This is a genomic window from Flavobacterium sp. (assembly GCF_040379285.1).
Lineage (GTDB): Bacteria > Bacteroidota > Bacteroidia > Flavobacteriales > Flavobacteriaceae > Flavobacterium.
Map to the genome: position 1 here is coordinate 24,817 of NZ_JBEILJ010000016.1, position 23,967 is coordinate 48,783.

A 23,967-nucleotide genomic window follows, 5' to 3' on the forward strand; every position below is an offset into this window, starting at 1 on the left:
ATTATGTGTAAATTTTTGAGAGTGCAAATATAGGAATTAAAAAAACAAATTTTCAATTATAATCTATTAAAATTTAAATACATAAAGTTATACTTTTGTTAATCTCAAATTATCCATGGAATTTACTAACTCACTATTAGTTTGGTATTTAGAAAACCAACGCGATCTCCCTTGGCGTCAAACACGCGACCCCTATTGTATTTGGCTCTCAGAAATCATGTTGCAACAAACCCGAGTCGCTCAAGCCGCACCCTATTATTTGCGCTTTCTTGAGGCCTTCCCCACGGTGGTCGATATGGCAGAAGCCACCGAAGAACAAGTGTTGAAACTATGGCAAGGACTAGGATATTACTCTCGTGCCCGTAATCTTCATCATACCGCCAAACAAGTTGCCTTTGATTACCAAGGCCAATTTCCAACAACTTATCACGAACTCCTAAAACTTAAAGGGGTTGGTGCTTATACCGCTGCCGCGATAGCTTCCATTGCTTTTGACGAAGCCGTAGCTGTGGTTGATGGAAATGTATATCGGGTGTTAGCACGCTTTTTTGGGGTTGAAACGGACATCGCCTCTACTTCCGCTCAAAAAGAGTTTACTACCTTGGCTAATACGTTATTAGACCCAAAACGCCCAGCGCAATTCAACCAAGCAATGATGGAATTTGGCGCGATACAGTGCACACCCAAAAAACCGCAATGTCTTCAATGCCCCCTTCAATGGGGTTGTGTAGCCTATCGCGATCAAAAAGTAGATGTATTGCCTGTAAAAACAAAAAAAACCAAAGTAACCGACCGCTATTTCCATTATCTAGTCATCGAAGATCCACAACGAAAGATTTTGCTTGAAAAAAGAACGGAAAAAGGAATCTGGCATAACCTCTACCAATTTCCTTTAATTGAAACCCCTTCTCCTTCCTCTTGGGAGGATTTACAAGAAAAAATAGAATCCATTTGTCCACGTGAAACCATTAATTCTATTATTGAAGTTAATAAAATAACTATTTTACACAAACTTTCTCATCAAAATTTGTACATTCGTTTTTATAAGATTAGTCTTAATAAAGAAATGGAGACTGGTGTTCCAAGAGAATCTCTCGAAGATTACCCGTTTCCAATAGTAATTTATAATTTTATTAGGATGTATTAGGTATTAATTCGTATTTTTGCGTGATATAAACACGCCAATTTTATTATGAACGGGACACTTAACAAAGTTATGCTGATTGGTCATCTGGGGGATGATGTTAAAATGCACTATTTCGAAGGCGGTAATTGTATTGGGCGCTTTCCATTAGCAACAAATGAGATTTATATCAATAAATCCACTAACGAAAAAATTACATCAACCGAATGGCACAATTTGGTTGTGCGTAACAAAGCAGCGGAAATCTGCGAACGCTTTTTATCCAAAGGCGATAAAATTTATGTTGAAGGGCGAATCAAATCGCGTCAATGGACTACCGAGGAAGGTATTACTAAATACACAACAGAAATTCAGGTGACTGAGTTTACATTTCTGAATGTGAAAAAAGATTTAGAAAGCCGCTCGGTTCCTAACCACGAACCTAGAAATGCAAGCTATGAAACGCCTAGCTCGCATGTTGAAAACGATATGCCTTTCTAAACCACTCCTTTTTAATGTTTTGCATTAATAGGTAAAAATTAAACTGCAATTGCTTCTTGGATTATGTTCCACCCAGTGCGAATATAATTTTGTTTCTTCAGAACAAACCAAAAAGCAATTGCAGTTCTTTTTTATTTACAATCTAATCTGTTAGTGCCGCCCTGTATTTTCAACGTTCATTTTCTTTTATAAAATAATACGACTCGCTTAGCGTTAACCCCTTTGATAAAAAGAACAAATTGTCGCATCGAAATGATACCTTTGTGCTCGTATAATTCTAATCATCGGATGAATCAACATACCTCTATTTTCTCAGCGCAAAATCGTTCGTATCGCTTCGGTTTTTTATTGGTTATACTTTTATGTTGCACGTCGAGTTGCAAAGAGGAAATCATTCCAAAACCACCTGGAAATTTACGTTTAGAATATCCAATGGCTGCGTATACCACTTATAACGGCCCATGTCCTTTTTCATTTGCCCGAAACAAAGAAGCGCAAATCAAAGAAAAAGGCGACTGCACGTTTACGATTACGTATCCTAAAATGAAAGCAACACTATTTCTAACGTACAAACCGATTCAAGGGAATTTAGAACAATTGTTACGCGATACGCAAAAACTAACGTACAAACATGTAATCAAAGCCGACAACATATTGGAACAACCTTTTATGAATGCCAAAGACAAGGTGTATGGCATGTTTTATCGTGTGGGGGGGAACGCCGCTACCAATGCACAATTCTATGTAACCGACAGTACCCGCCATTTTTTAAGTGGTTCCATGTATTTTTATGCGCGTCCTAATTTTGACTCCATCATGCCTGCCGCCGATTACATTAAAAACGACATGCAATCCTTGATGGAATCTTTAAAATGGAAATAAAAAAAGGATTCCAGCTGTATTGGAATCCTTGGGTTGAATATAATTAAGTAAGTTGTTAACTTTTTTTGGCCACTTTCATATCGGTGACTTTATACGTTTTGCCATCAGCGCAGGATTCGATAGCCGCTTTTAATTCAGAACCTGAAAGTTGATCAGCATCAAAATTTACAACCGCTTTTTTGGTTTCAAAATCGACTTTAGCCTCTTGTACACCAGGCATCTCTACGAGCTTTTCTTCTATCGTTTTGGCACATCCAATTGCACAAGTCATTCCATCAATTTGTAAAGAGGCTGTCTCTGGTTTAACAGCAGGCCCTTTGGTAGTACTGGCAACATCTTTTCCGTTTGGAGCAGCAGCGGTCTCTTGTTTACAAGCGGTTAATGTTAAAACCATAGCCGCTAGAATACTGAATGCAGATGATATTTTCATGATTATTCCTTTGAATTGCAAGCAAAAATAAATTTTTTTTTATACGAGCATTCATAAAATAATCCCAATTTTGCAAACCTTAACATCTTTGCTATGACCCAACAACAAGTAAAATGGTTATTCCTCATTATCCTCGCGCTTACTTGGGGAAGTTCATTTATTTTGATAAAAAGAGGATTGTTGGGCTTGACGCCAATCCAGCTGGGAGCCGCTCGCATCGTATTTTCTTCCCTTTTTTTACTCTTCATTGGATTTCGGAGTTTGAAAGACATTCGCCATTATCAATGGAAGTATATAGCGTTAACTTCCTTATTTGGAACCTTTATTCCTGCTTTCCTTTTTGCCATTGCACAAACACAAATCAGCAGTGCTGTGAGTTCCATCCTGAATTCGTTGACGCCCCTAAACACTCTTATTTTGGGAGCGCTTGCCTTTGGCCTTTCTTTTAAACGCAGTCAGATTTTTGGTGTTGTAATCGGATTTTCAGGAACGTTGTTACTCATTATCGACGGAGCGCTTTCTCACCCCAATCAAAATTATATGTATACCGTGTTAGTGCTTATTGCCTCGCTTTGTTATGCGACCAATGTGAACTTAATCAAAAAATACCTATCCGATGTGAAACCATTAAGCATTACAACCGGTAACTTTTTGGTTATGCTATTCCCCGCATTAGTCCTTCTTTTGAGCACCAATATTCTGGAAATAATTACAGTGCCTGCTACCCAAGAAGCGTTGCTATACATTATGATTTTGGGAGTGATTGGAACAGGAATAGCGAATATTCTTTTTTATAAACTAATTCAAATCTCTTCCCCTGTTTTTGCTACTTCGGTAACTTATTTAATTCCGGTGGTTGCCGTGTGTTGGGGTATGGTTGATGGCGAAAAACTGACCGCAGTGCAGGGCATTGGGGCGCTTATCATATTAATTGGCGTTTACCTCTCGAGTAAAAAATAAAAAAAGGCTGCTCCTAAGAACAGCCTTCATGTTATAAAAGCTTTTAGCTTATTGAAAATCAGCGTCGGTCACTCCTTCGTTGATTTTTATATCCGAAACTTTGATTTCTAAATCACGTCCTCCTTGAGAAAGCACAATGATGAAAGGTACTTTAACCCCTTTTACATCTTTGTAATCCGACAATAAAATAGAAGAGGTCATTTGCTGGCCATTACGCTCTTGTGTTGTTGTTGAACCTACACGCAATCCCGTTTTCACATCGTAGTAATAAATTGTTTTACCACTTTTCAACGCATAAGCATCCACGCCATTAAAAGGTTCGATCCCGTCTAAAACCACATCGGTTTTCTTAGCCAAGCCCAACTCTTCAAAGGTACCCGCCAATGTTTTTTTCTCTGCATACTCTTCAGCGGTCATCTCTTTTTTCTGCCCTTGACCTGCAGAATACCCTGACTTATCGCCGATGACTTGTTTAGACAGCTCCATCATTCCGGTAAGTTCTAATTTCATCAACGTACGTCCTTTGCTGTCTTTTTTGGAAACATAGGCCAACGGAGCAGGAGCCCCCTCAATCTCAGAAGTTCCATTTACCGCGATAGATTTTACCCCCATAACTGCTTTTTCGCCTCCAATGGCTGCCATGTATTTATCTAAAACCGTTTTCACAGTTACCCCAGCAGGCACTGGCATTTTCATTTTTGGCTTTTCAGTTGGGTTACCAAACTTATCAAAGAAGAACATTGGAATTTTCATCTTTTCTAAAGCAGGTACAACTTCAGCCGCTTTCCCTGTAATAATAATACGTAAGTTATCGGCCAATACGTATTTGTTCATCACACGCATAACATCTTCTGCCGTTACTGCCTCAATATTTTTGATGTAATTTTCATAAAAATCAGCGGGTAAACTTTCTGTTTCAATGTTTAAGGCATAGCGTGCAACTGTTTGCGGCTTTTCAACTTGCATTACGAAACGACCGATATACCCTGCTTTTACATTGCGAAGTGCCTCATCGGTTACTTTTTCAGTGCGAATACGTTTGATTTCTTTCATGATTTCAACCACAGCACTATCGGTAACCGAATTACGTACTTGCGTATTTGCTTTGAATTTGCTCATCATGTACTTATTTGACCCCACATTGGAACGGGCGCCGTACGTCCAACCATGAGCCTCACGCAAATTCATATTTAAATAACTATTAAAATCACCTCCCAACACTTGATTCGCCACAATAACAGGAAAAAAGTCAGGATCAGACAACTTCAAGTTTACGGTATTTACGACCGAAATCTCTGATTGCACTGCGTTGGGCATATCGACGAAATTGATTTGTGTGTACTGAACATTACTAGGCTGCGTATACGAAACCGCAGGCGCTATAGCTTTGGTCCAAGTGCCAAATAACTTTTCGACTAACTTTTTGGTTTCTTTAAATTTTACATCCCCAATGATGACCAAATAAGCACGAGAAGGCGCAAAATAGGTCACATAATTTTTCTTAATATCGTCTAAGGTTACATTTTTAATAGTTTCCTCCGACAAATATTCACCTGCAGGGTGATTTTTACTGTAAACCAAAACATTTTCAACGCGTCCAGCTACTGCGGGAACACTTTTCTCTTGTGTTTTTAATCCTTCGATTAGTTTATCGCGTTCTTTTTCAAACTCTTCTTGTGTGAAATTAGGCATCAATGATCCTTCGGCCATCAATTCTAAAATGCGCTTTGAGTATTTGGACAAACCACTAGCATAAGCACCACTTGAACTGAAACTAATGTCGGCTCCCAAAAAGTCAACTTCTTCATTGAAGGCATCTTTTGGCGTTTTAGTTGAACCCATTCCCATCAAACTGCTGGTCAAATCGTCAACTCCTTTTTTATTACCTTCTGCATAAGGAGCGTTGTCGATGGTCAAACTAAAAGAAACACGAGGTAATTTGTGATCTTCTACCACCATGACCTTTAATCCGTTAGGAAGCGTAAATATCTCTGGTTTTTTGATGCTAATTTTAGGTGCCGGTCCGGGCTGTGGTTGGGGTCTGTCTTGTGCTTGCATAATGAATGTCAGAAACAAGCCTGATAAAAGTATAATAGATTTTCTCATGATGATTCAGTTATTTAGCGTCTGCTTTGTCTTTGGCTGGAACATAATCCAGAATTAAACGCTGGTTGGGATTCAAATACTTTTTGGCAATGTCACGAATTTCTTCTCTGGTAATAGATCGATACATTTCGATTTCAGTGTTGATTAAATTAACATCGCCATACAACAAATAGTAAGACGCCAAATTTTCAGCTACCCCTTCTACACTGGAATTGTTGTTTACGTAGTTGTTTTCAATCTTATTTTGCAGTTTTTTATAGTCGTTCTCCGAAATGAGTTCGTTTTGCAATTTCACAATTTCATCATCCATTTCTTTTACCAACTGCGCCAAAGTAGTATCCCCTTGAGGCATTCCATATAGAATGTACATTCCGTAATCTTCTTGTGAATAGTTAAATGCTCCAATTTGTAACGCCATTTTTTTATCATCGACAATTTTCTTGTACAATTTGGAACTATTCCCATCGCTTAAATACGTTGAAATCATGTCCAACACACGAGCATCACGTGACTTCATTGAAGGTGTTCTATAAGAAGCTACCACCATCGGTTTCTGGATGTTAGGATCTTCATAGCTAGCGCGGATTTCTTTCGTAATCGGCGCTTCTTCAAACTTCTGACGCATCACTTCTTCACCACGTGGGATGGGTCCAAAATACTTTTGAATCCAAGCTTTCGTTTGTGCAATATCAATTTGCCCAGCCACGACCAAAACGGCATTGTTTGGGGTATAAAACTTTTTGTTGAACGCTTGAAACTCCTCTAAAGTAGCCGCATCTAAATGCTCCATAGAACCAATTGTTGCCCAACGATAAGGGTGTTTCACAAACATATTTTTCTTTACCTCAGCAATCAATTGCCCATAAGGCTGATTGTCTACGCGTAAACGCTTCTCTTCTTTAACCACTTCATTTTGAGTATCAACTCCAATTTGGTTAATCACCGGGTGCATCAATCGCTCAGATTCCATCCACAACCCCAATTCAAGGTTATTGGAAGGAAAAACTTCAAAATAATACGTACGGTCATCAGTGGTATTGGCATTGTTTGTCCCACCATTACCGGTAACGATTTTGAACCATTCCCCTCGTTTAATGTTTTGAGTCCCTTCGAACAGTAAGTGCTCAAAAAAGTGGGCAAAACCTGTACGTTCTGGATTTTCGTCTTTGGCTCCTACGTGATACATTACCGAGGTAATCACTACAGGCGCCGAAGGGTCGTTGTGGAGAATGACATGCATTCCGTTGTCTAAGTCATACTCTTCAAAAGCAACTTTTTGAGCATGAGCTGTACCTCCAAGCATAAGCAATGAACTTAAAGCGATTAAAGATTTTTTCATAAGAATTCGTTGTTTGTTTTTTCGGGCTTGAACCCAGCGTTAAATCGAATGCCCATAAGTCACACCAATGGGCATATTGTTACACAAAAATAGATTTTTTAATTGGGTTTCAGCATTTTTTTACTTCTCGAGTGATGCCTTAATCTAATTCTTTGATTCTTAGGTTGAGTATTTTGAAAATTAGCTTGTTTCAATGAAATTAATTTGTATATTTGCAACCTTAAAATTTTTAACTAAACATTATTGTTATGTACGCAATCGTAGAGATAGCAGGGCAACAATTCAAAGTAAGCAAAGACCAGAAAGTTTTTGTTCACCGTTTAGCGAACGAAGAAGGTTCAAAAGTTTCTTTTGAAAAAGTTCTTTTATTAGACGACAACGGAACAATTACGATCGGCGCCCCAGCTATAGAAGGTGCTTCCGTAGAAGCCAAAGTTTTACAACACCTTAAAGGTGAAAAAGTAATCGTTTTCAAGAAAAAGCGTAGAAAAGGGTACAAAAAGAAAAACGGTCACCGTCAATCCTTAACCCAAATCGTTATTGAAGGCATTGCTGCCACTGGTCCAAAAAAAGCGGTTAAAAAAGAAGCTGCTCCTGCTGTAGAAGCTACTGAAGAAGCACCAAAAAAAGCAAAAGCGCCTAAAGCAGAAAAATCGGAGGATGCTGCACCAAAAGCACCGAAGAAAACCAAAAAAACTGAAGAATAATAACTTATAAAACCAAAACATCATGGCTCACAAGAAAGGTGTCGGTAGTTCCAAGAACGGAAGAGAATCAGAGTCGAAACGACTTGGTGTAAAAATCTATGGTGGCCAAGCGGCTATCGCGGGTAACATTATTGTTAGACAACGTGGTTCAAAACATAATCCAGGTGAAAACGTGTACATGGGCAAAGACCATACACTACACGCTAAGGTTGATGGAATTGTAAAATTCCAGAAAAAAGGAGATAACAAATCTTTTGTATCTGTTGAACCCTTCAAAGCATAATACTTCGTATAGAACATAAATCAACCCGTTCACTTGGAGCGGGTTTTTTTATTGCACTCGATTCACTTTCATTACAAAAAAAGGAGATTAGACTCAGTCGAAGCCAAAAAAAACCACCTCGAAAGGTGGCTTTATTTTTAATTGGGATCTTTCATTTTGAACGATTCCATGAATTTTGTGGTATAATTTCCAGCCACATAATCCGGTTCATCCATCAACTGACGGTGGAAAGGTATGGTGGTTTTAATCCCTTCAATATAAAACTCATCCAGCGCGCGCTTCATTTTATTAATCGCCTCCTCACGAGTTTGTGCCGTGGTAATCAACTTGGCAATCATAGAGTCGTAGTTGGGTGGAATAGTATAGCCAGCATAAACGTGGGTGTCTAAACGAACTCCGTGTCCTCCTGGCGCATGCAACACGGTGATTTTACCTGGCGAAGGACGGAAATCATTGTACGGGTCTTCCGCATTGATACGACACTCGATGGAATGCAATTGCGGTAAGTAATTTTTACCCGAAATAGGCACACCCGCCGCTACCAATATTTGTTCGCGAATTAAATCGTAATCAATTACTTGCTCGGTGATGGGGTGTTCTACCTGAATACGGGTATTCATTTCCATAAAGTAGAAATTCCGGTGTTTATCTACCAAAAACTCTACTGTTCCAGCACCTTCATATTGAATAAACTCAGCTGCTTTCACGGCAGCATCCCCCATCCGTTGACGCAAATCATCGGTCATAAATGGAGACGGTGTTTCTTCGGTTAATTTCTGGTGGCGACGTTGCACCGAACAATCACGTTCAGACAAGTGACATGCTTTTCCATAGGAATCCCCTACCACTTGAATTTCAATATGACGGGGCTCTTCAATCAATTTTTCCATATACATCCCATCGTTTCCGAAGGCCGCTGCAGCTTCTAATCGGGCACTTTCCCAAGCTTTATCGAGCTCTTCTTCTTTCCAAATGGCACGCATTCCTTTTCCTCCACCCCCTGCAGTAGCTTTCATCATTACGGGATACCCAATTTCTTTGGCTACTTTTTTGGCTTGTTCTAGGGACTCTAAAATTCCATCAGAACCAGGTACACAGGGAACTCCCGCTGCTTTCATCGTGGCTTTAGCGGTTGCTTTATCTCCCATTTTTTCAATCATTTCAGGAGAAGCACCAATAAATTTGATACCGTGTTCCTGACAAATTTTAGAAAACTTAGCGTTTTCAGAAAGGAAACCATATCCTGGGTGAATCGCATCCGCATTCGTGATTTCAGCTGCTGCGATGATATTGGACATTTTCAAATACGATAAGTTACTCGGCGCAGGTCCGATACACACCGCTTCATCGGCAAATTTCACGTGTAAACTTTCGGCATCCGCGGTAGAATACACTGCAACGGTTTTTATCCCCATCTCACGACAGGTGCGAATTACACGCAAAGCGATTTCGCCTCTATTGGCGATTAATATTTTCTTGAACATCCTGTTTCAATTTAAATTAAACCTAGACTTCCAACACAGTAAAAGGGAGTCCTCATCCTGTGGAAATCGCTACAAATTAAGACGGATCGACCAAGAATAGCGGTTGATCAAATTCAACGGGAGACATATCGTCTACTAATATTTTGACGATTTTACCCGATACTTCCGATTCAATTTCATTGAACAATTTCATGGCTTCTACCACACACAACACATCCCCTTTACCGATGGTTGAACCTACCTCAACAAATGGAGATTTGTCGGGTGCGGGTTTGCGGTAAAAAGTACCTATCATAGGCGACTTGATGGTAATATATTTTGCATCGTCAGCGGCTGGAGCGGCAGGTGTAGCTGGAGCTGCTGGGGCTGCTGGAGCAGGAGCCGCTACTTGCGAAATCACAGGAGCTACCGGTGCGGGTTGTACATACGTAATATCAGGAGTATTTCCTTCCAAAGTGGTGCGGATGGTAATTTTTACATCGCCAGTCTCCAATTTTACCTCAGCAACACCCGAGTTGGATACGAATTTGATCAGATTTTGAATCTCTTTTAAATCCATAGTTCTTTCGTTTTAGTTATCGTTTATTGTTTGTTATACGCCCATTTAAGGTAAATGGCTCCCCAAGTGAACCCACCCCCAAATGCAGCAAAAATTAGATTATCACCTTTTTTTAATTGATTTTCAAAATCACTCAACAACAGGGGTAAGGTAGCCGAAGTTGTATTCCCATAGCGTTGAATATTAATCAATACTTTGGACTCATCCAATCCCATGCGTTGTGCCGTAGCGTCAATAATACGGCGATTGGCTTGATGTGCTACCAACCAATTAATATCATCATGGGTTAAATTATTGCGTTGCATGATTTTTTCACTCACATCGGCCATTCCTGAAACGGCGTATTTGAAAACTGTTTTCCCATCCTGAAAAACAAAATGCTGTCCGTTTTCCACGGTATCTTTGGATGCTGGTAAAATCGAACCACCCGCATCAATCTTTAAATACTCTCGACCGATTCCATCCGAGCGCAAGAACTCATCTTGCAATCCTAAGCCTTCTGTATTGGGTTCAAACAAAACGGCACCAGCACCATCACCAAAAATGATACAAGTAGCTCGATCAGTATAGTCGATGATGGAAGACATTTTATCGGCACCAATTAACAACACTTTTTTATAACGCCCCGATTGAATGTAAGCGGCAGCCATCGACATTCCATACAAAAAACTTGAACATGCAGCTGACAAATCAAAAGCAAAAGCATTAACCGCACCAATTTGAGAAGCTACATAGACTCCAGTTGAAGCAACGGGCATATCGGGTGTAGCCGTGGCCATGATGATTAAATCAATTTCTAAGGGGTCGATATTATTCTTTTCCAGAAGATTTTGAGCCGCTTTGATGGCTAAAAAAGAAGTGCCTTTTCCCGATTCTTTTAACAAACGGCGCTCTTTGATTCCGGTGCGGGTAGTAATCCATTCATCGTTGGTATCTACCATTTGCTCCAGTACTTCATTGGACAAAACAAAATCAGGGACATAAGCGCCTACGGCAGTAATAGCGGCTGTAATTGTACTCATAGTTTGGTTTAATAGCGCTCTGAAAAGCATGTCGTTTCAGAGGGTGGAAATTACAAAAAATAATTGAGTTATACTTTTTAAGGTGTAAAAAACAAAAAACTCCCACATAGTGAGAGTTTGAGGGATTTTTTACCGTATATATTAAGCCTCAGCTACTGATTTATCAATAACTACTTGACCTCTGTAATACATTTTACCTTCATGCCAGTACGCTCTGTGATACAAGTGAGCCTCACCAGTTACAGGGCAAGTAGCGATAGTCGCAGCAGTAGCCTTGTAGTGCGTTCTTCTTTTGTCTCTTCTTGACGCAGATTGTCTTCTCTTAGGATGTGCCATTTTTTATATTATTTATCCGTTAATAGTTGTTTTAATTTATCCCAGCGGGGATCTATATTTTCTTCTTTTTGTGTTGTTCCTTCGGTTTTCACCGAGGTAACAGACAGTTTTTCTAGGGCTTCGTTTTTGAGTGATCCTTCTTTTACGCCGGGATGAACCCTTTTTTGGGGAACCGACAACACAATCAACTCATAAACATATTGCGTAATATCAATTTGGTGTTCACCGTGAGGCAAAATGAGAAGCTCCTCATTTTCATTGTTAAATTCGTCTCCAAACTTAACAACCACTTTAATAGCACCTTTAACGGGTAAATCGAATTTTTCACCCGTGACATCGCAAGGAACAAAAACAGTTCCTTTATGTTTGAGTGACAATTCCATAAACGTTGATTTTTTGTCTAAAATCAATTTTACGTCTACCGCACAATTTTCAAAATCGCAATACGCATACGATTCAAAGAACTTCTGGCTAATTTGATAGTCAAATTGGTGTTTTCCCAATTTTAATCCTGTAAAAGGAATTAAAAATTCATTTGTAACTTTCATCTTTTCACCAATTTGCCTAACTGCAAGCCTCAACTTTGGGAGTGCAAAGATATAAATTTATATCAAATTCAAAAGCCTTAATGCCCTTTTTTTGATTCCAACTGTTTTTCTTTGATTTTTAGGGGATTTTTTGACCATTCTTTATATTCATGGCGCGCCTTGTAAATGTCAAGAGCAAGGTATACTGCTTCTTTGAAAGAAGTGGCATCGGCTTGATTTTTCCCCGCAATTTCAAAGGCCGTTCCGTGATCGGGTGAGGTTCGAATTTTATGCAAGCCTGCCGTATAATTCACTCCAGAACCAAAAGAAAGCGTTTTAAATGGAATTAATCCTTGGTCGTGATAGGAGGCGAGAACGGCATCAAACTTTTCATGCTGTCCCGAACCAAAGAATCCGTCGGCAGAATAGGGGCCAAAGACCAAAATACCTTGGTTAAACAAATTTTGTATTTCGGGTTTTAGTATTTCTTGATCTTCTTTGCCAATAACGCCATTATCACCGGCATGAGGATTCAATCCAAGAACCGCAATTTTAGGACGATTGATGCGAAAATCTTGTTTTAAGGTTTCATATACCGTTCGGATCTTTTGATGAACCCGTTCGCGAGTTAAGTGTTGAGAAACCTCATTAACAGGAACATGATCGGTTAACAAACCCACTCGCAATCGATCGTGAACCATCAACATTAAGGCATTGCCCTCTAATTGTTGGTCGAGATAGTCGGTGTGTCCAGGAAATGAAAAATCCTCTGATTGTATCGAATACTTATTAATAGGTGCCGTCACCAACGCATCAATGGCGTCATTTTTTAACGCTTCCGTGGCGGCTACAAACGATTTAATGGCATAACTTCCTACTTGATCGTTCAATTGTCCAATCTGAATATCCACCGATTCCTTCCACACATTAAGCACATTTACTTTCCCTACAATCATTTGATCCAAACGATCAATACCATGAAGCGGCAATTCCGATTGCATGCTTTTTTTGATAAAAGAAATCACTTTGACATTGGCAAATAAAACGGGCGTACACAACTCCAACATGCGAGTATCCTCAAAGGTTTTTAAAATTACTTCACAACCTATCCCGTTAAGATCTCCAACAGCAATTCCTAGTATAATATTCTCCGCTTTTTTCATGGGTAAATGAAGTCGTTTTAAATGCGTACTTTTGAAGGGCAAATTTAGAAAATAAAAACGATAAATGTTTACAGGCATTATAGAAACCCTAGGAACCATAACCGCACTCGTAAAAGAGCAAGAAAACCTGCATATTACGGTGGCTTCCGAACTTACTTCCGAACTAAAAATTGACCAAAGTGTTGCCCACAATGGGGTATGTTTAACCGTCGTTGCCATCGAAAGCAATCAATATACGGTAACTGCCATCAAGGAAACCCTTTTGAAAACCAATGTAGGGCAATGGAATGTAGGGGATAAATTGAACTTAGAACGCGCCATGAAATTGGGCGATCGTTTGGACGGACATATTGTGCAAGGGCATGTGGATCAAATAGGTACCTGTGTGGCCATTCGCGAAGCTGAAGGTAGTTGGTATTTTACGTTTGAATATGACGCACAAACCAACAATGTTACCATCGGAAAGGGATCAATTACGGTAAACGGCACGAGTTTGACCGTGGTAGATTCGCAAAAAAGTGCTTTCAGTGTAGCCATCATCCCTTATACTTACGAACATACGAATTTTCACACCTTTACTATAGGCACCCTAGTCAATTTAGAGTTTGATGTGATCGGAAAATATGTGGCTAGACTCTGCGAAATCGGAAAATAATCTCAAATAACAATTGAATAAAAAAAAGAAAAGCTTCAGAACTATCTTGAAGCTTTATTGTATCGGGTTAACTTGTATCCTACATATACCATAGACGAAAGGGCCAAAAAAATCAAACCTTCATCTACAGGAAGCCCTGGAGGTGGAGGTGGAATTGGGGCCGGCGGATTCGGTGCTGCAAAGGTCATTGGACCACACAAAATCGCTAGAGTGATTAAAATTACTTTCGTTGGGTCGATTTTCATAGGGCGTAAAAGTATAAAAAAAAACGCTTTGTCAAAATTTTTTACTTCATATTTTGGAAGATGGGTTAAACAAATTTATCATCACGTATTTTAATTACTTCTTACTTTAAACGGCAAACTATAATTTTATTGCTTGTTTATTTAAAAATTAGGAGCAATCCGATGCGAAGAACATAAAACAATAAAAATTTGATTATCAAATATTTATCTTTTAATTATAACTCTTTTAACTCCAATTTGTGTATCGTTTTGGAAGGAAATAAAATACATGCCATTTGGATAAGATGAGCAATCTATTGTAATGTTAGGTTTTGACGTAATAAATTCACCAAGCGTCTTCCCTAGGACATCCCTTATTTTTACGGCACCTAACTCCCTATCGGTAGTGGTTAAAACAATAAAATCGGTGGCGGGATTGGGGAAAAGTGAAACCGTACTCGAGTTCAAATCGGGGTTTGATAAGGCCGATGAAAACACATAAGCTCCCGAATAGCGATTGAACGTAATGTTATAATTGCCAGAAGTAATTGGAATATTTGGACCGTCTTGTACACCAATCCCCGATGGGAACGTTGAATTACCCCAGTTAATAAACCATGCTGCATTCTGTCTAAACTTAGCTATACCTTGTGTCAAAGTTGTATTCAATAACGAATAATCGCGGCCATTGGCACTTGATAAATTTAAATCGGTATTCCAAGGCATACCAATAGTAGACCCAATTATTGAAATTGTAGGTGGTTGACTAACCAAAGTAAAGGTGTAGGCTCCGGTTTGAGAATTAAAAGCAACATTATAATAGCCCGACTGGGTTATCGGTATGTTGGGGCCATCTTGAACTCCAACACCCGAAGGAAATGCAGCCCCCCCCCAATTTGTTGCCCAACTGCTATTTAATCTAAATTTTACTTCGCCTGGAACTGTTGGAGAAATTCCTGTGGTAGACAAAAAAACAGACGACAAGGTGTGATTAACTTGGTCACTTGAAGTCATAATATAATCGAAATCAAAATTACCCGATTCGGTTGCCGTACCTATTAAACCGATATAATTTACTACCCCATTACTCAAAGCCGCATGAGCATTAATTCGTCCAAATCCAAAATACGGGTCCCAACCCGTAGTATCTTCAGGGCCTCCAACCAAATCTTGTGAAGTTTGCTGGAGTTTCAACTTGATTTGATTGACCGTTAGCCCCGGGGTTTGCGAAAGCATTAACGAAATAACTCCCGTGACATGGGGCGCTGCTTGCGAAGTCCCTCCCCAATAGCCGTTGTAATTGGTGTTGGAATTATGGCTTAACCCGTACATAAAATTACCTGGAGCAACAAAATCTAATTCAGGCCCATAGTTACTACCGCTGGTCGGGCTCCAAAAAAATGGATTACTTCGGGTGTCATTAGGATTTGTAGACCCAATTGCCATTGCATTGGGATACTTAGCAGGATATTGAATGTTTGTATTTCCATTGCCTGTAGAAACTACCACCCAAACATTATTAGCATAGGCATAATTGACTGCATTTTCTAATAATGCTGACGGACTGTTGCCTCCAGCAGACAAATTGATAACTTTTGCCCCATTATTTACTGCAAAATAAATTGCATCGGCCCAAGCACTGTAAAAACCGTTATTGTTATTGTCTAAAACTTTTAATGGCATAATTTTAGAATTCCAATTTACACCTGCATAACCGATTCCGTTATTGCCTGATGCCAATGCTATACCAGCAATATTAGTACCGTGTCCGTGATCGTCTGTTGGATCGGAATCATTATTAACAAAATCATACCCAGCAACTATCCTGCCAGCAAATTCAGGATGGTCCAACTTTACACCCGTATCCAAAACAGCAACAATAAGATTGGGATCTCCTTGGGTAATATCCCAAGCCAAGTCGGTATCAATATCGGCATCATTTGTTGATGGACTCAATGAAAATGTACCGTTGTTGGCATGTGACCATTGCCGGTTGTTATAAAAAGGGTCGTTTGGAGTGGTTAGCATAACACCATGCCCGGAACCAATAAAATTGGGCTCTACTACATCAAAAAGTTGGGTTTCACTGTATTTTTTAATGAGGTATTGTAGGTCTTGATTGGAATTAAAAACAAGGCGAAACCACTCCTTGGCATTTTTGTCGCCTACGGTTTCCCAATAAGCTAATCCGAAAGTGTTGTTTAGGTTTTGTAAAGTTTTGTTTTTAGAGAAAATTTCTTCACTACCCGAAAATGATTTTTTAAAAGCAACAATTATTTCGTTTTCGGCATAGTTTTTTGGTTGACCAAAGCAGCCAAAACTGAAAAAAATTAGAAAAATAATGTACTTTTTTTTCATAACTTTTAATTTTTAAAAAAGCGTAGAGCTTACCGTTATTTAAACAAAATTAAAAAAAAAATAAAAAACCGCTAATTATGCAAAAAAAGCCGTCTCACTGTGTGGAGGCTTCTTCTTTTGTTATTCTCGTAAATTCTCCAACATCACTTGCGTCATGCTTGCGAGGTCGTAACGGTGGTTCCAACCCCAATCGGTGCGCGCACGCGAGTCGTCAATCGACGCTGGCCACGAATCGGCAATCTTTTGCCGGAAGTCGGGCTTGTACGAAATCGTAAAATCGGGAATATGCTTGGTGATTTCGGCGGCAATTTCGGCGGGGGTAAAACTAATACCGGCGAGATTGTAGGAGGAACGAATTTTGATTGCCTCCGCGTCGGCTTGCATGATTTCTATCGTCGCGCGAATGGCATCTTCCATGTACATCATCGGCAATTTGGAATCGTCGCGTAAGAAACATTCGTACTTCCCGTCTTCCAAAGCTTTGTGGTAAATGTCTACGGCATAATCGGTGGTACCGCCACCCGGTTCAGAAGTCCAACTAATTAATCCCGGATACCGAATACTGCGCACATCAACGCCATATTGGTGGTGGTAGTATTCGCACCAACGTTCGCCTGTTTGTTTCGAAATGCCATACACCGTGGTCGGTTCCATAATGGTGTACTGAGGCGTATTTTCTCTCGGTGTCGTGGGGCCAAATACCGCAATACTGGAGGGCCAGAAGATTTTCTTGATTTTTCCGGCTTTTGCCAAATTCAACACGTGAAACAGGGAATTCATGTTCAAATCCCAGGCAAAAGCAGGGTTCTTTTCTGCCGTAGCCGACAAAAGAGCCGCCATCAAATACACGTCGGTAATTTGGTATTTTTCAATCAAATGTTCAATCTGGTTGTAATCGAGTGCATTGACGACTTCAAAAATCCCCGTATTGACAATGTCGTTGTTGAGTTTGCGAATATCAGAAGCGACCACATTCTCAACCCCATACTGCAATCGGAGTTGTGTGGTCAACTCGGTGCCTATTTGCCCACAGGCCCCGATGATTAAAATTTTAGTAGTCATGTAGTGGTTTGTTTGTAGGGCAAAGATAGGGGATTAATGTTTCAAGTTTCAGGTTTCAAGTTTCAGGTTTAGAAATTAATCGTTAGAAAGAAACGAATAGGAATGGAAGGGTATTAAGCTAACGCGTCAATAGAAAGATTCATTTTCAAATCCTCAAATCATTACATTACCTCATTGCCACATCGACACATTGCCACACCTACCTACCGGCAGGCAGGTTGCCTCATTGCCTCATCGACACATTGACACATTGACACATTGCCACATCGACACATCACACCTTCTCCCCATGCTGCGACAAGTCCAAGCCCAGTTGTTCCGATTCTTGGCTTACGCGAATTGGGATTAGGAAGTTGGTGAATTTAAAGAGGAGGTAAGCCCCGCCAAAGGTAAAGGCCGACACCAATACCAAGGCCATCATGTGGTGACCAAAAACCGACCAACCGCCGTGGACGAGGCTGGCGTTTTCCCCCTGCGCGAAAAGGGCGGTGAGAATCATTCCCATAATTCCGCCCACTCCGTGACAGGCAAACACATCTAGGGTATCGTCAATTTGTTGTAAGCGTTTCCAGTACACCATGGTGTTGGACACCAAAGCGGTAATAAAACCAAAGAAGATGCTTTGCGGCACGGTCACATAGCCCGCCGAAGGGGTGATGGCTACGAGTCCGACCACCGCGCCAATACATGCCCCGAGGGCCGAAACTTTGCGTCCGTTCAATCGGTCAAAGAACACCCAAGTCAGCATCGCGGCTCCCGAAGCAATGGTGGTGGTTGCAAAGGCAAGTGCAGCGGTAGCGTTGGCGGCGAGCGCAGAGCCCGCATTGAATCCAAACCAGCCAAACCACAGGAGTCCGGTGCCGAGGAGCACAAACGGAATATTGGTTGGAATATGTTCGTTGTTTTGTCGTTTTCCGAGCACGATAACCCCTGCCAGTGCGGCAAACCCGGCGCTCATGTGAACGACAGTGCCGCCGGCAAAATCCTTCACACCGAAATACCCGCCGAGTAGGCCGTGAGGGTGCCAAATCATGTGGCATAACGGTGCGTAGATGAGTAGGGTAAACAAACTAATAAACAATAAAAACGAAATAAAACGGATGCGTTCGGCCAATGCGCCGGTAATGATTGCGGGGGTGATGACCGCAAACTTCATTTGAAACAACGCATACAAGATAAAGGGAAGTGTACTCCCGAGGGATTTATGGGGCAAAAAGGAGACCTGATCAAAAAAAGCAAAGTCGGTGGGATTACCGATAAGGCCATAGTGTTTTCCGTTGAGGGTGATGCCGATAGGGTCGCCAAACGAGAGACTAAACCCAACCACGACCCACAGCAAACTGATGACGCCTAGGCAAATGAAACTCTTGAGCATGGTCGAGATCACGTTTTTTTTGCCGACCATCCCGCCGTAGAAAAACGAAAGCCCTGGGGTCATGAGCAACACCAAACACGAAGAAGTAAGAATCCAAGCGATATCGGCGGTGTTGAGTTGGTTGAGTGTACCAAAAGTAGAACCTGCTACGGGATCGGTATGCGGCCACACCAGTCCCACCACTGCCACAAGGGTAATAATGACAAAAGCCGACACCCAACGTTTTTCTAATTTCATGCTTTAACCCTAATTTTGATAGGGTAAAATTACAAATTACACTACATTTTAAGTAAAACAGAGTAAAAAATTAGGGGGTGTGTTTTAATTTTTGTGAGTTTATTAAAAAAGAAGGTGTTTTTTTACGGGGTTGTAAATACGAAAACGATTTTTGGTGACTAGTGACTAGTAACCTGCCTATGCCGGCAGGCAGGCTAGTGATTAGTGACCTGCTTATGCTGGCAGGCAGACTAGTAATTAGTGATTAGTTTCTTACCACTGTTCACTGCTCACTGCTGACTGTTGACTGCTGACTGTTGACTGTTGACTGTTGACTGTTGACTGCTCTGAACAGTGCTATATCCTAGAGGGAGATATGTGTTTGAATAGTAGTGAAAAACTATATAGGTTAATTGAATTAAGTTTCAACTAAATTATTCTTTCATTTCAAAAAATTCTGTTTCCACAAAATCAGTTGAATCTAAAACAATTTCTTGTTGATTGTACAATTCTTCAATTTTTGAAAGAGCTTCTTCATTAGAATTGGCTTCAATTTCAATAACATCTGGAAAGTGTTTCTTTTATTTCAATTTTAAATGTTTTCATAGGTTGCATTTTAAAACGTATTCAATTCACGGTATTTATTTTTGAAAATGTTATCCAAATGATATTCTAAGAATTCTTTTCTGGGCAAGTATTTTAAAGGTTTTGTCATAGGATGATTTTCAAAAGGAGTAAATTGAGTTTGATAGAAATCGGTATTTTTTTTCTTTTTAAGTTCAGTTGAGTAAATTAATTTGTAATCTGTGGAGATGCTTATTAGGCCTCTGTCAAAAGCTTTGTCATAAAGTGGTGAAAGACAAATTCCATTTTCAGGATTTAAGCGGTGTTCTTCATCTTTTGACCATGGAATGATATGACTTGCTGTGAGTAATTGCGGTATATCAATACCTGTAATAGCACATTGGCTATCATAGTTGGCTAAAATGATATCCCGAAAAACCGATTGGTTAACACGTGTTTTTACCTCCCTTGTTTTGGTTTCTCCTTTGATATCTTTAAGGTCAAGAAGTAGTTCTTTGTATTTATTTTCAATAGTTGTATGTTGTCGTTGAGCAAGAATTTCTTCACTGAGATAAACAAGTGCTTCTTGATTGCTGTAGAATTCATCCCAAATGGGTTGAACCTGATTCATTCCTCCTTTTAAACCACCCACACCACGTTGTTGATGATAGGGGTCACAACTTGCAAAATTACCTAAACGCATCCCAATAGAGCTTGGCGATCTACCCAATAGATTTGCCAACTCAATTATCTCTGGGGTATGCTTGTGCATTTTGCCAAACGGTAGCTTTAAGTAGAGATTAAAAGCTAGAATTAGTTCTTCACGGGACCAGAGGTTTTTAGGCATTAAAAAACATTTCTTTTATCTTATCTTCTAAATTACCACGAAATACACAAATAACATTAGGAATATCTTTTACAAGGTTTTCCAAATTTGCATTATTATCCTGAGAATAAAAAATTATTGGAATATGCTCTAAATGTTCCTCAAATCTAACATCTTTTATGTATTTATCACCATTTGATGGTTCCATATTATAATCCATTATAATTCCATCAAAATTGTATTGCATGCATTGCTGAACAATATCTTCTCCATTTAATGCTGGAATAATATTTATAATTATATTGTGTTTTGCAGAGATTAGTTCTAGATTCTTTTGAGCTGAACTAGCCCAATTTTCCATGTCATCTATCCAAAGTAGAATTATTTGTTTCATGTTTTTTGATTTATTTAATGTGTATTTTAAAGGAAATACCTTTTTCTTTATTATTCGTTACTGAAATTTTACTTTTCATACTTTCAACAATTTGATTAACATGATATAAACCTATTCCTGAACCATCTGTGGTTGTATATCCTAAGTCAAATATCTTATCTAAAAATTTTTCTTCAATACCTATTCCATCATCAATGAAAGAAATGTCTAGTGAATTGTCTTGATGACCATCTTCAAATTTTATTAATAAATTATTTGATTTTGCTTTTTTTGAATTATTGATCAAATTATCAATAATTATATTGATTTCAATTGGTTTAATTCTTCTTATAAAGTTAGAAGAAGTGGAATTATCAATTTTTATGTTCAGACTTTTATCAGTTATACTCGGAATAATATTTTGAATGTATTCCAACATATAATTGACTAAGTCGACCTCCTTATATTCAGTATCTAATTTAAAATTTGCTTTGGTTGCGAAAGTTACAACATTGAGAATTTTTTTAGTTTCGAAACTTAAAAGCCTTATAATATCATTTAAATCTTCTTTCGATAATTCGATACTATTCTGTACACGAAGTGATATACCTTTTAAATTGTTGTCTATAGTTCCTGCATATATACCAATGTGATGTAATAAGCTTATTACTTCTTTATAGTCTGAGGAATTTATTGATTTAAGGAAAAGGTTTTCACTAATTTGCTCTCTTAGCTTTTTTGTTGCATCACTAGCTTTTTTTCTTTCTTCTTCTGCTAGTCTTTCTGCTTCAATTTTTGCATAATTAATTTTTGCTAAATATTCGCTTGCTTTCCTTGCTTGTCTAATTAAATTTTCATTTTTAGTTTCATGAGCTATTCTATTTAAATTATCAACAATTGAATTAGCACTATTATTTTGACTTGCATCAATTAATTCTAAAAAATCATCTTCTATTTGAAAATCTAAAATATCAGAACTATCTGTTAGTTTTGCTAATAAATCAGTTATTCTAGACTTCATATCAAAAGAAGAGTTATCTTCAATACTTAATCCCCATCTTTGTACTTCTACAACATATTTTTCTAGACGGCGTAAAACTATCCAAAAGTATTCTACTAATTCTTCATAATATTCATTCTTAACAAGACCATCACCTCTACTTGAAGTTTCAATAAAAGAATTATTATTTCCATTAATTTGTATTTGGCCTATTAATTCTCTTGTGCCTAAATACCTATTGTAACCTTGAGATTTTCTCTGGTCAATTTTAAAAGAATCTTCACCAGGTTCACCATAAGGATAAACTCTGAATCCGTTTTTGTATAGGAAAATATGCCCATATTGAACTGAAGGCAATCCCATTCTTAATGCAAATGTCATTTTTGCAGAATGGTTTAAGTAATAGACTTCATAATTAATATTGTGTAGTTTAAGGAATTCTTTATTCTTTTCAATTACTTTATATATTTTTTTGCCTCCATCATATAACTCAGTAATAATTTTACCGTCTTCAGAAATTTTAGAAATTATTTTTGTAGTCTTAATATTTAATGCATCAAATATAAAATTCTCAACTTTTCCATTTACTCTATTGTAATATTCCTGATCAATATCATTTTCTAATTCTTCTTCTACGTGAATATAAATTTCAAAATTATTTTCATTTATTGGATTAATTAATTTGGATAGAGAATCTTTAAGTTTCAAAAATTTATGTCGATCCCAAACTTCTCTTAATTCAGAAATTTCAAGAATAGTTCCATTTTTAATATTATAATGGCTTTTTTTAATTGTTTCATGTAATACATCAATGTCTACAAAATTATCTTTAATATCTTCTTCGAACTTTTCCCATTCAGTAAACAAAGTTTCAACTTTTGGATTTAAATCTTTTTTAATTGTTTCGAGATAAAGTATTTTTCCTAATTTGTCACAAGAAAATCTACCAATACCTTTTGCTCCAGCAAAAAAACGATTGGTGTTAATGTTATCTCTATAATTGTAAGTATTGTCTTCCGTGCCCTCTTTTTTCGCAGAGTAGGCAACAAATAACCATTTTTCTATTAAATCATTATAGTCCATTCCTTTTCCATTATCGATTATAAGTATCTTAGGATTTGAACTATAAATATTTTTGAAAAATATGTCTACTCTGTTTGCATGTGCATCAAAACCATTTTTTACTAGCTCAAAAATAGCTATATAGTCATCAGTAATTAAATCTCTTCCGATAATGTTTTTTAATGCAGAACTGACTCTAAATTTTAAAGGATTTTTCATCTAAATAAGTTGTTTTAAAATCAAACCACTTTGCTCTCCAAATAGAGGAGGGATTGCATTTCCAATTTGTGTATATCTAGGTACCTCTTGTGTTCTTCTTTTTCCGCCTGTGGTGTATTTTCCTTGAAAAATATACCAATCAGGAAATGTTTGAATTCTTGCGTATTCACGAACAGTAAGGATGCGAGGTTCTTGGTAATGAATATAGTCGTCGGGTAAGGTGGTGATTGTAGGACTTTTGTCTAACCCATTTAATGGAATTACTGTATGTTTTTTTATATTAAAACGTTCACGTACTTCTTTGCTTAAATCTAAATTTCTTCTATTGTGAGTAACCGCTAAAATATCTTCAAAACGTTTTAAAATTAGTGCTGAATGCTTGGGGAAACGATGACTGTTTGGTATTTTTTCGTTTACTCCTTTACGCATTAATTTTTGGTATTCATTTTTTTCTTTTCCATAAATACCTGATTCAAAATTTGGAGAATCAGGTGTGGGTTTCAATCCGTTCTTCTTAAATAAGTCAGAGATTGCATCTTGTAAATTTATTTCTGGGGTTAGGCCTTTGTTGTTTAAAAATTCGAATTTATTTTTTTCTAATAAAGAAAAAA

The 23,967-nt window shown here is 38.4% G+C and carries 25 protein-coding genes; 7 read left to right on the plus strand and 18 right to left on the minus strand.

Features of this window, described 5'->3' with window-relative positions; all coding sequences use genetic code 11:
* The first annotated feature begins 115 nt into the window (after window positions 1-115).
* From mutY to gldD, 3 genes are all read left to right on the plus strand, one after another.
* Window positions 116-1,147: an A/G-specific adenine glycosylase gene (gene mutY, locus ABWO12_RS05260; RefSeq protein WP_353087730.1), complete on the plus strand. Its 1,032-nt coding sequence runs from the start codon at window positions 116-118 to the stop codon at window positions 1,145-1,147.
* Between the two features lie 45 nt (window positions 1,148-1,192).
* On the plus strand, window positions 1,193-1,624 hold the full coding sequence (locus ABWO12_RS05265) for a single-stranded DNA-binding protein (protein ID WP_073361910.1): 432 nt from the start codon (window positions 1,193-1,195) through the stop codon (window positions 1,622-1,624).
* A 288-nt stretch (window positions 1,625-1,912) separates the two neighbouring features.
* On the plus strand, window positions 1,913-2,506 hold the full coding sequence (gene gldD, locus ABWO12_RS05270; RefSeq protein WP_353087731.1) for a gliding motility lipoprotein GldD: 594 nt from the start codon (window positions 1,913-1,915) through the stop codon (window positions 2,504-2,506).
* Window positions 2,507-2,561: 55 nt separating this feature from the next.
* On the opposite strand, the gene ABWO12_RS05275 is transcribed toward gldD, so the two are convergent.
* Window positions 2,562-2,936, minus strand: coding sequence for a heavy-metal-associated domain-containing protein (locus tag ABWO12_RS05275; RefSeq protein WP_353087732.1), 375 nt, complete (start codon window positions 2,934-2,936; stop codon window positions 2,562-2,564).
* Between the two features lie 93 nt (window positions 2,937-3,029).
* Between ABWO12_RS05275 and ABWO12_RS05280 the strand changes: the two genes are divergently transcribed.
* Complete coding sequence (locus tag ABWO12_RS05280; RefSeq protein WP_353087733.1) at window positions 3,030-3,896, plus strand: DMT family transporter; 867 nt, start codon at window positions 3,030-3,032, stop codon at window positions 3,894-3,896.
* A gap of 48 nt (window positions 3,897-3,944) precedes the next feature.
* Here ABWO12_RS05280 and ABWO12_RS05285 read toward each other — a convergent pair whose 3' ends face one another.
* Together ABWO12_RS05285 and ABWO12_RS05290 are read right to left on the minus strand one after the other, a co-directional pair.
* On the minus strand, window positions 3,945-6,002 hold the full coding sequence (locus tag ABWO12_RS05285; protein ID WP_353087734.1) for a M16 family metallopeptidase: 2,058 nt from the start codon (window positions 6,000-6,002) through the stop codon (window positions 3,945-3,947).
* Window positions 6,003-6,012: 10 nt separating this feature from the next.
* Window positions 6,013-7,341 (minus strand): M16 family metallopeptidase, encoded by a 1,329-nt coding sequence (locus ABWO12_RS05290; protein WP_353087735.1) that lies wholly within the window; start codon window positions 7,339-7,341, stop codon window positions 6,013-6,015.
* Between the two features lie 248 nt (window positions 7,342-7,589).
* Between ABWO12_RS05290 and rplU the strand changes: the two genes are divergently transcribed.
* Entirely contained in the window at window positions 7,590-8,048 is a 459-nt protein-coding gene (gene rplU / locus ABWO12_RS05295; RefSeq protein ID WP_353087736.1) for a 50S ribosomal protein L21, read from the plus strand.
* A 22-nt stretch (window positions 8,049-8,070) separates the two neighbouring features.
* Window positions 8,071-8,331, plus strand: a complete 261-nt coding sequence (gene rpmA / locus ABWO12_RS05300) for a 50S ribosomal protein L27 (protein ID WP_073361898.1) — start codon at window positions 8,071-8,073, stop codon at window positions 8,329-8,331.
* 137 nt (window positions 8,332-8,468) lie between these two features.
* Here rpmA and accC read toward each other — a convergent pair whose 3' ends face one another.
* From accC to pdxA, 6 genes are all read right to left on the minus strand, one after another.
* Complete coding sequence (accC, locus tag ABWO12_RS05305) at window positions 8,469-9,815, minus strand: acetyl-CoA carboxylase biotin carboxylase subunit (RefSeq protein ID WP_073361897.1); 1,347 nt, start codon at window positions 9,813-9,815, stop codon at window positions 8,469-8,471.
* 76 nt (window positions 9,816-9,891) lie between these two features.
* The gene (gene accB, locus ABWO12_RS05310) at window positions 9,892-10,374 is read right to left on the minus strand and encodes an acetyl-CoA carboxylase biotin carboxyl carrier protein (protein WP_353087737.1); all 483 of its coding nucleotides are present in this window, start codon (window positions 10,372-10,374) and stop codon (window positions 9,892-9,894) included.
* Between the two features lie 23 nt (window positions 10,375-10,397).
* Window positions 10,398-11,396, minus strand: coding sequence for a beta-ketoacyl-ACP synthase III (locus ABWO12_RS05315; RefSeq protein WP_353087738.1), 999 nt, complete (start codon window positions 11,394-11,396; stop codon window positions 10,398-10,400).
* Window positions 11,397-11,537: 141 nt separating this feature from the next.
* Entirely contained in the window at window positions 11,538-11,732 is a 195-nt protein-coding gene (gene rpmF, locus ABWO12_RS05320; RefSeq protein ID WP_073361890.1) for a 50S ribosomal protein L32, read from the minus strand.
* 8 nt (window positions 11,733-11,740) lie between these two features.
* Window positions 11,741-12,280, minus strand: a complete 540-nt coding sequence (locus ABWO12_RS05325; RefSeq protein ID WP_353087739.1) for a YceD family protein — start codon at window positions 12,278-12,280, stop codon at window positions 11,741-11,743.
* Between the two features lie 77 nt (window positions 12,281-12,357).
* Window positions 12,358-13,422: a 4-hydroxythreonine-4-phosphate dehydrogenase PdxA gene (gene pdxA / locus ABWO12_RS05330; protein ID WP_353087740.1), complete on the minus strand. Its 1,065-nt coding sequence runs from the start codon at window positions 13,420-13,422 to the stop codon at window positions 12,358-12,360.
* A 64-nt stretch (window positions 13,423-13,486) separates the two neighbouring features.
* Here pdxA and ABWO12_RS05335 point away from each other — a divergent pair, with 64 nt between their 5' ends.
* Window positions 13,487-14,077 carry a riboflavin synthase gene (locus ABWO12_RS05335; protein ID WP_353087741.1) on the plus strand — a complete coding sequence of 197 codons (591 nt, stop codon included), beginning with the start codon at window positions 13,487-13,489 and terminating at the stop codon, window positions 14,075-14,077.
* A 41-nt stretch (window positions 14,078-14,118) separates the two neighbouring features.
* Here the strand turns inward: ABWO12_RS05335 and ABWO12_RS05340 are convergent, their stop codons facing one another.
* The 9 genes from ABWO12_RS05340 to ABWO12_RS05380 form a co-directional block, all read right to left on the minus strand.
* Complete coding sequence (locus ABWO12_RS05340; protein WP_353087742.1) at window positions 14,119-14,322, minus strand: Fjoh_0651 family PID-CTERM protein; 204 nt, start codon at window positions 14,320-14,322, stop codon at window positions 14,119-14,121.
* A 204-nt stretch (window positions 14,323-14,526) separates the two neighbouring features.
* Window positions 14,527-16,659 (minus strand): S8 family serine peptidase, encoded by a 2,133-nt coding sequence (locus ABWO12_RS05345; protein WP_353087743.1) that lies wholly within the window; start codon window positions 16,657-16,659, stop codon window positions 14,527-14,529.
* Window positions 16,660-16,779: 120 nt separating this feature from the next.
* Entirely contained in the window at window positions 16,780-17,721 is a 942-nt protein-coding gene (locus tag ABWO12_RS05350) for an L-threonine 3-dehydrogenase (protein ID WP_353087744.1), read from the minus strand.
* Between the two features lie 274 nt (window positions 17,722-17,995).
* On the minus strand, window positions 17,996-19,333 hold the full coding sequence (locus tag ABWO12_RS05355; RefSeq protein ID WP_353087745.1) for an ammonium transporter: 1,338 nt from the start codon (window positions 19,331-19,333) through the stop codon (window positions 17,996-17,998).
* A 413-nt stretch (window positions 19,334-19,746) separates the two neighbouring features.
* Window positions 19,747-19,872: a DpnD/PcfM family protein gene (locus tag ABWO12_RS05360; RefSeq protein ID WP_353087751.1), complete on the minus strand. Its 126-nt coding sequence runs from the start codon at window positions 19,870-19,872 to the stop codon at window positions 19,747-19,749.
* Between the two features lie 56 nt (window positions 19,873-19,928).
* Window positions 19,929-20,723 carry an HNH endonuclease gene (locus ABWO12_RS05365; protein ID WP_353087746.1) on the minus strand — a complete coding sequence of 265 codons (795 nt, stop codon included), beginning with the start codon at window positions 20,721-20,723 and terminating at the stop codon, window positions 19,929-19,931.
* On the minus strand, window positions 20,716-21,096 hold the full coding sequence (locus ABWO12_RS05370) for a response regulator (protein ID WP_353087747.1): 381 nt from the start codon (window positions 21,094-21,096) through the stop codon (window positions 20,716-20,718). Before ABWO12_RS05370 ends, ABWO12_RS05365 begins: the two co-directional genes overlap by 8 nt.
* A gap of 10 nt (window positions 21,097-21,106) precedes the next feature.
* A complete protein-coding gene (locus ABWO12_RS05375) occupies window positions 21,107-23,356 on the minus strand; it encodes a sensor histidine kinase (protein ID WP_353087748.1) in 2,250 nt (749 codons plus the stop codon).
* Window positions 23,357-23,967, minus strand: a 611-nt coding sequence (locus ABWO12_RS05380; protein ID WP_353087749.1) for a DNA cytosine methyltransferase, incomplete at its 5' end; no start/stop codon positions are given.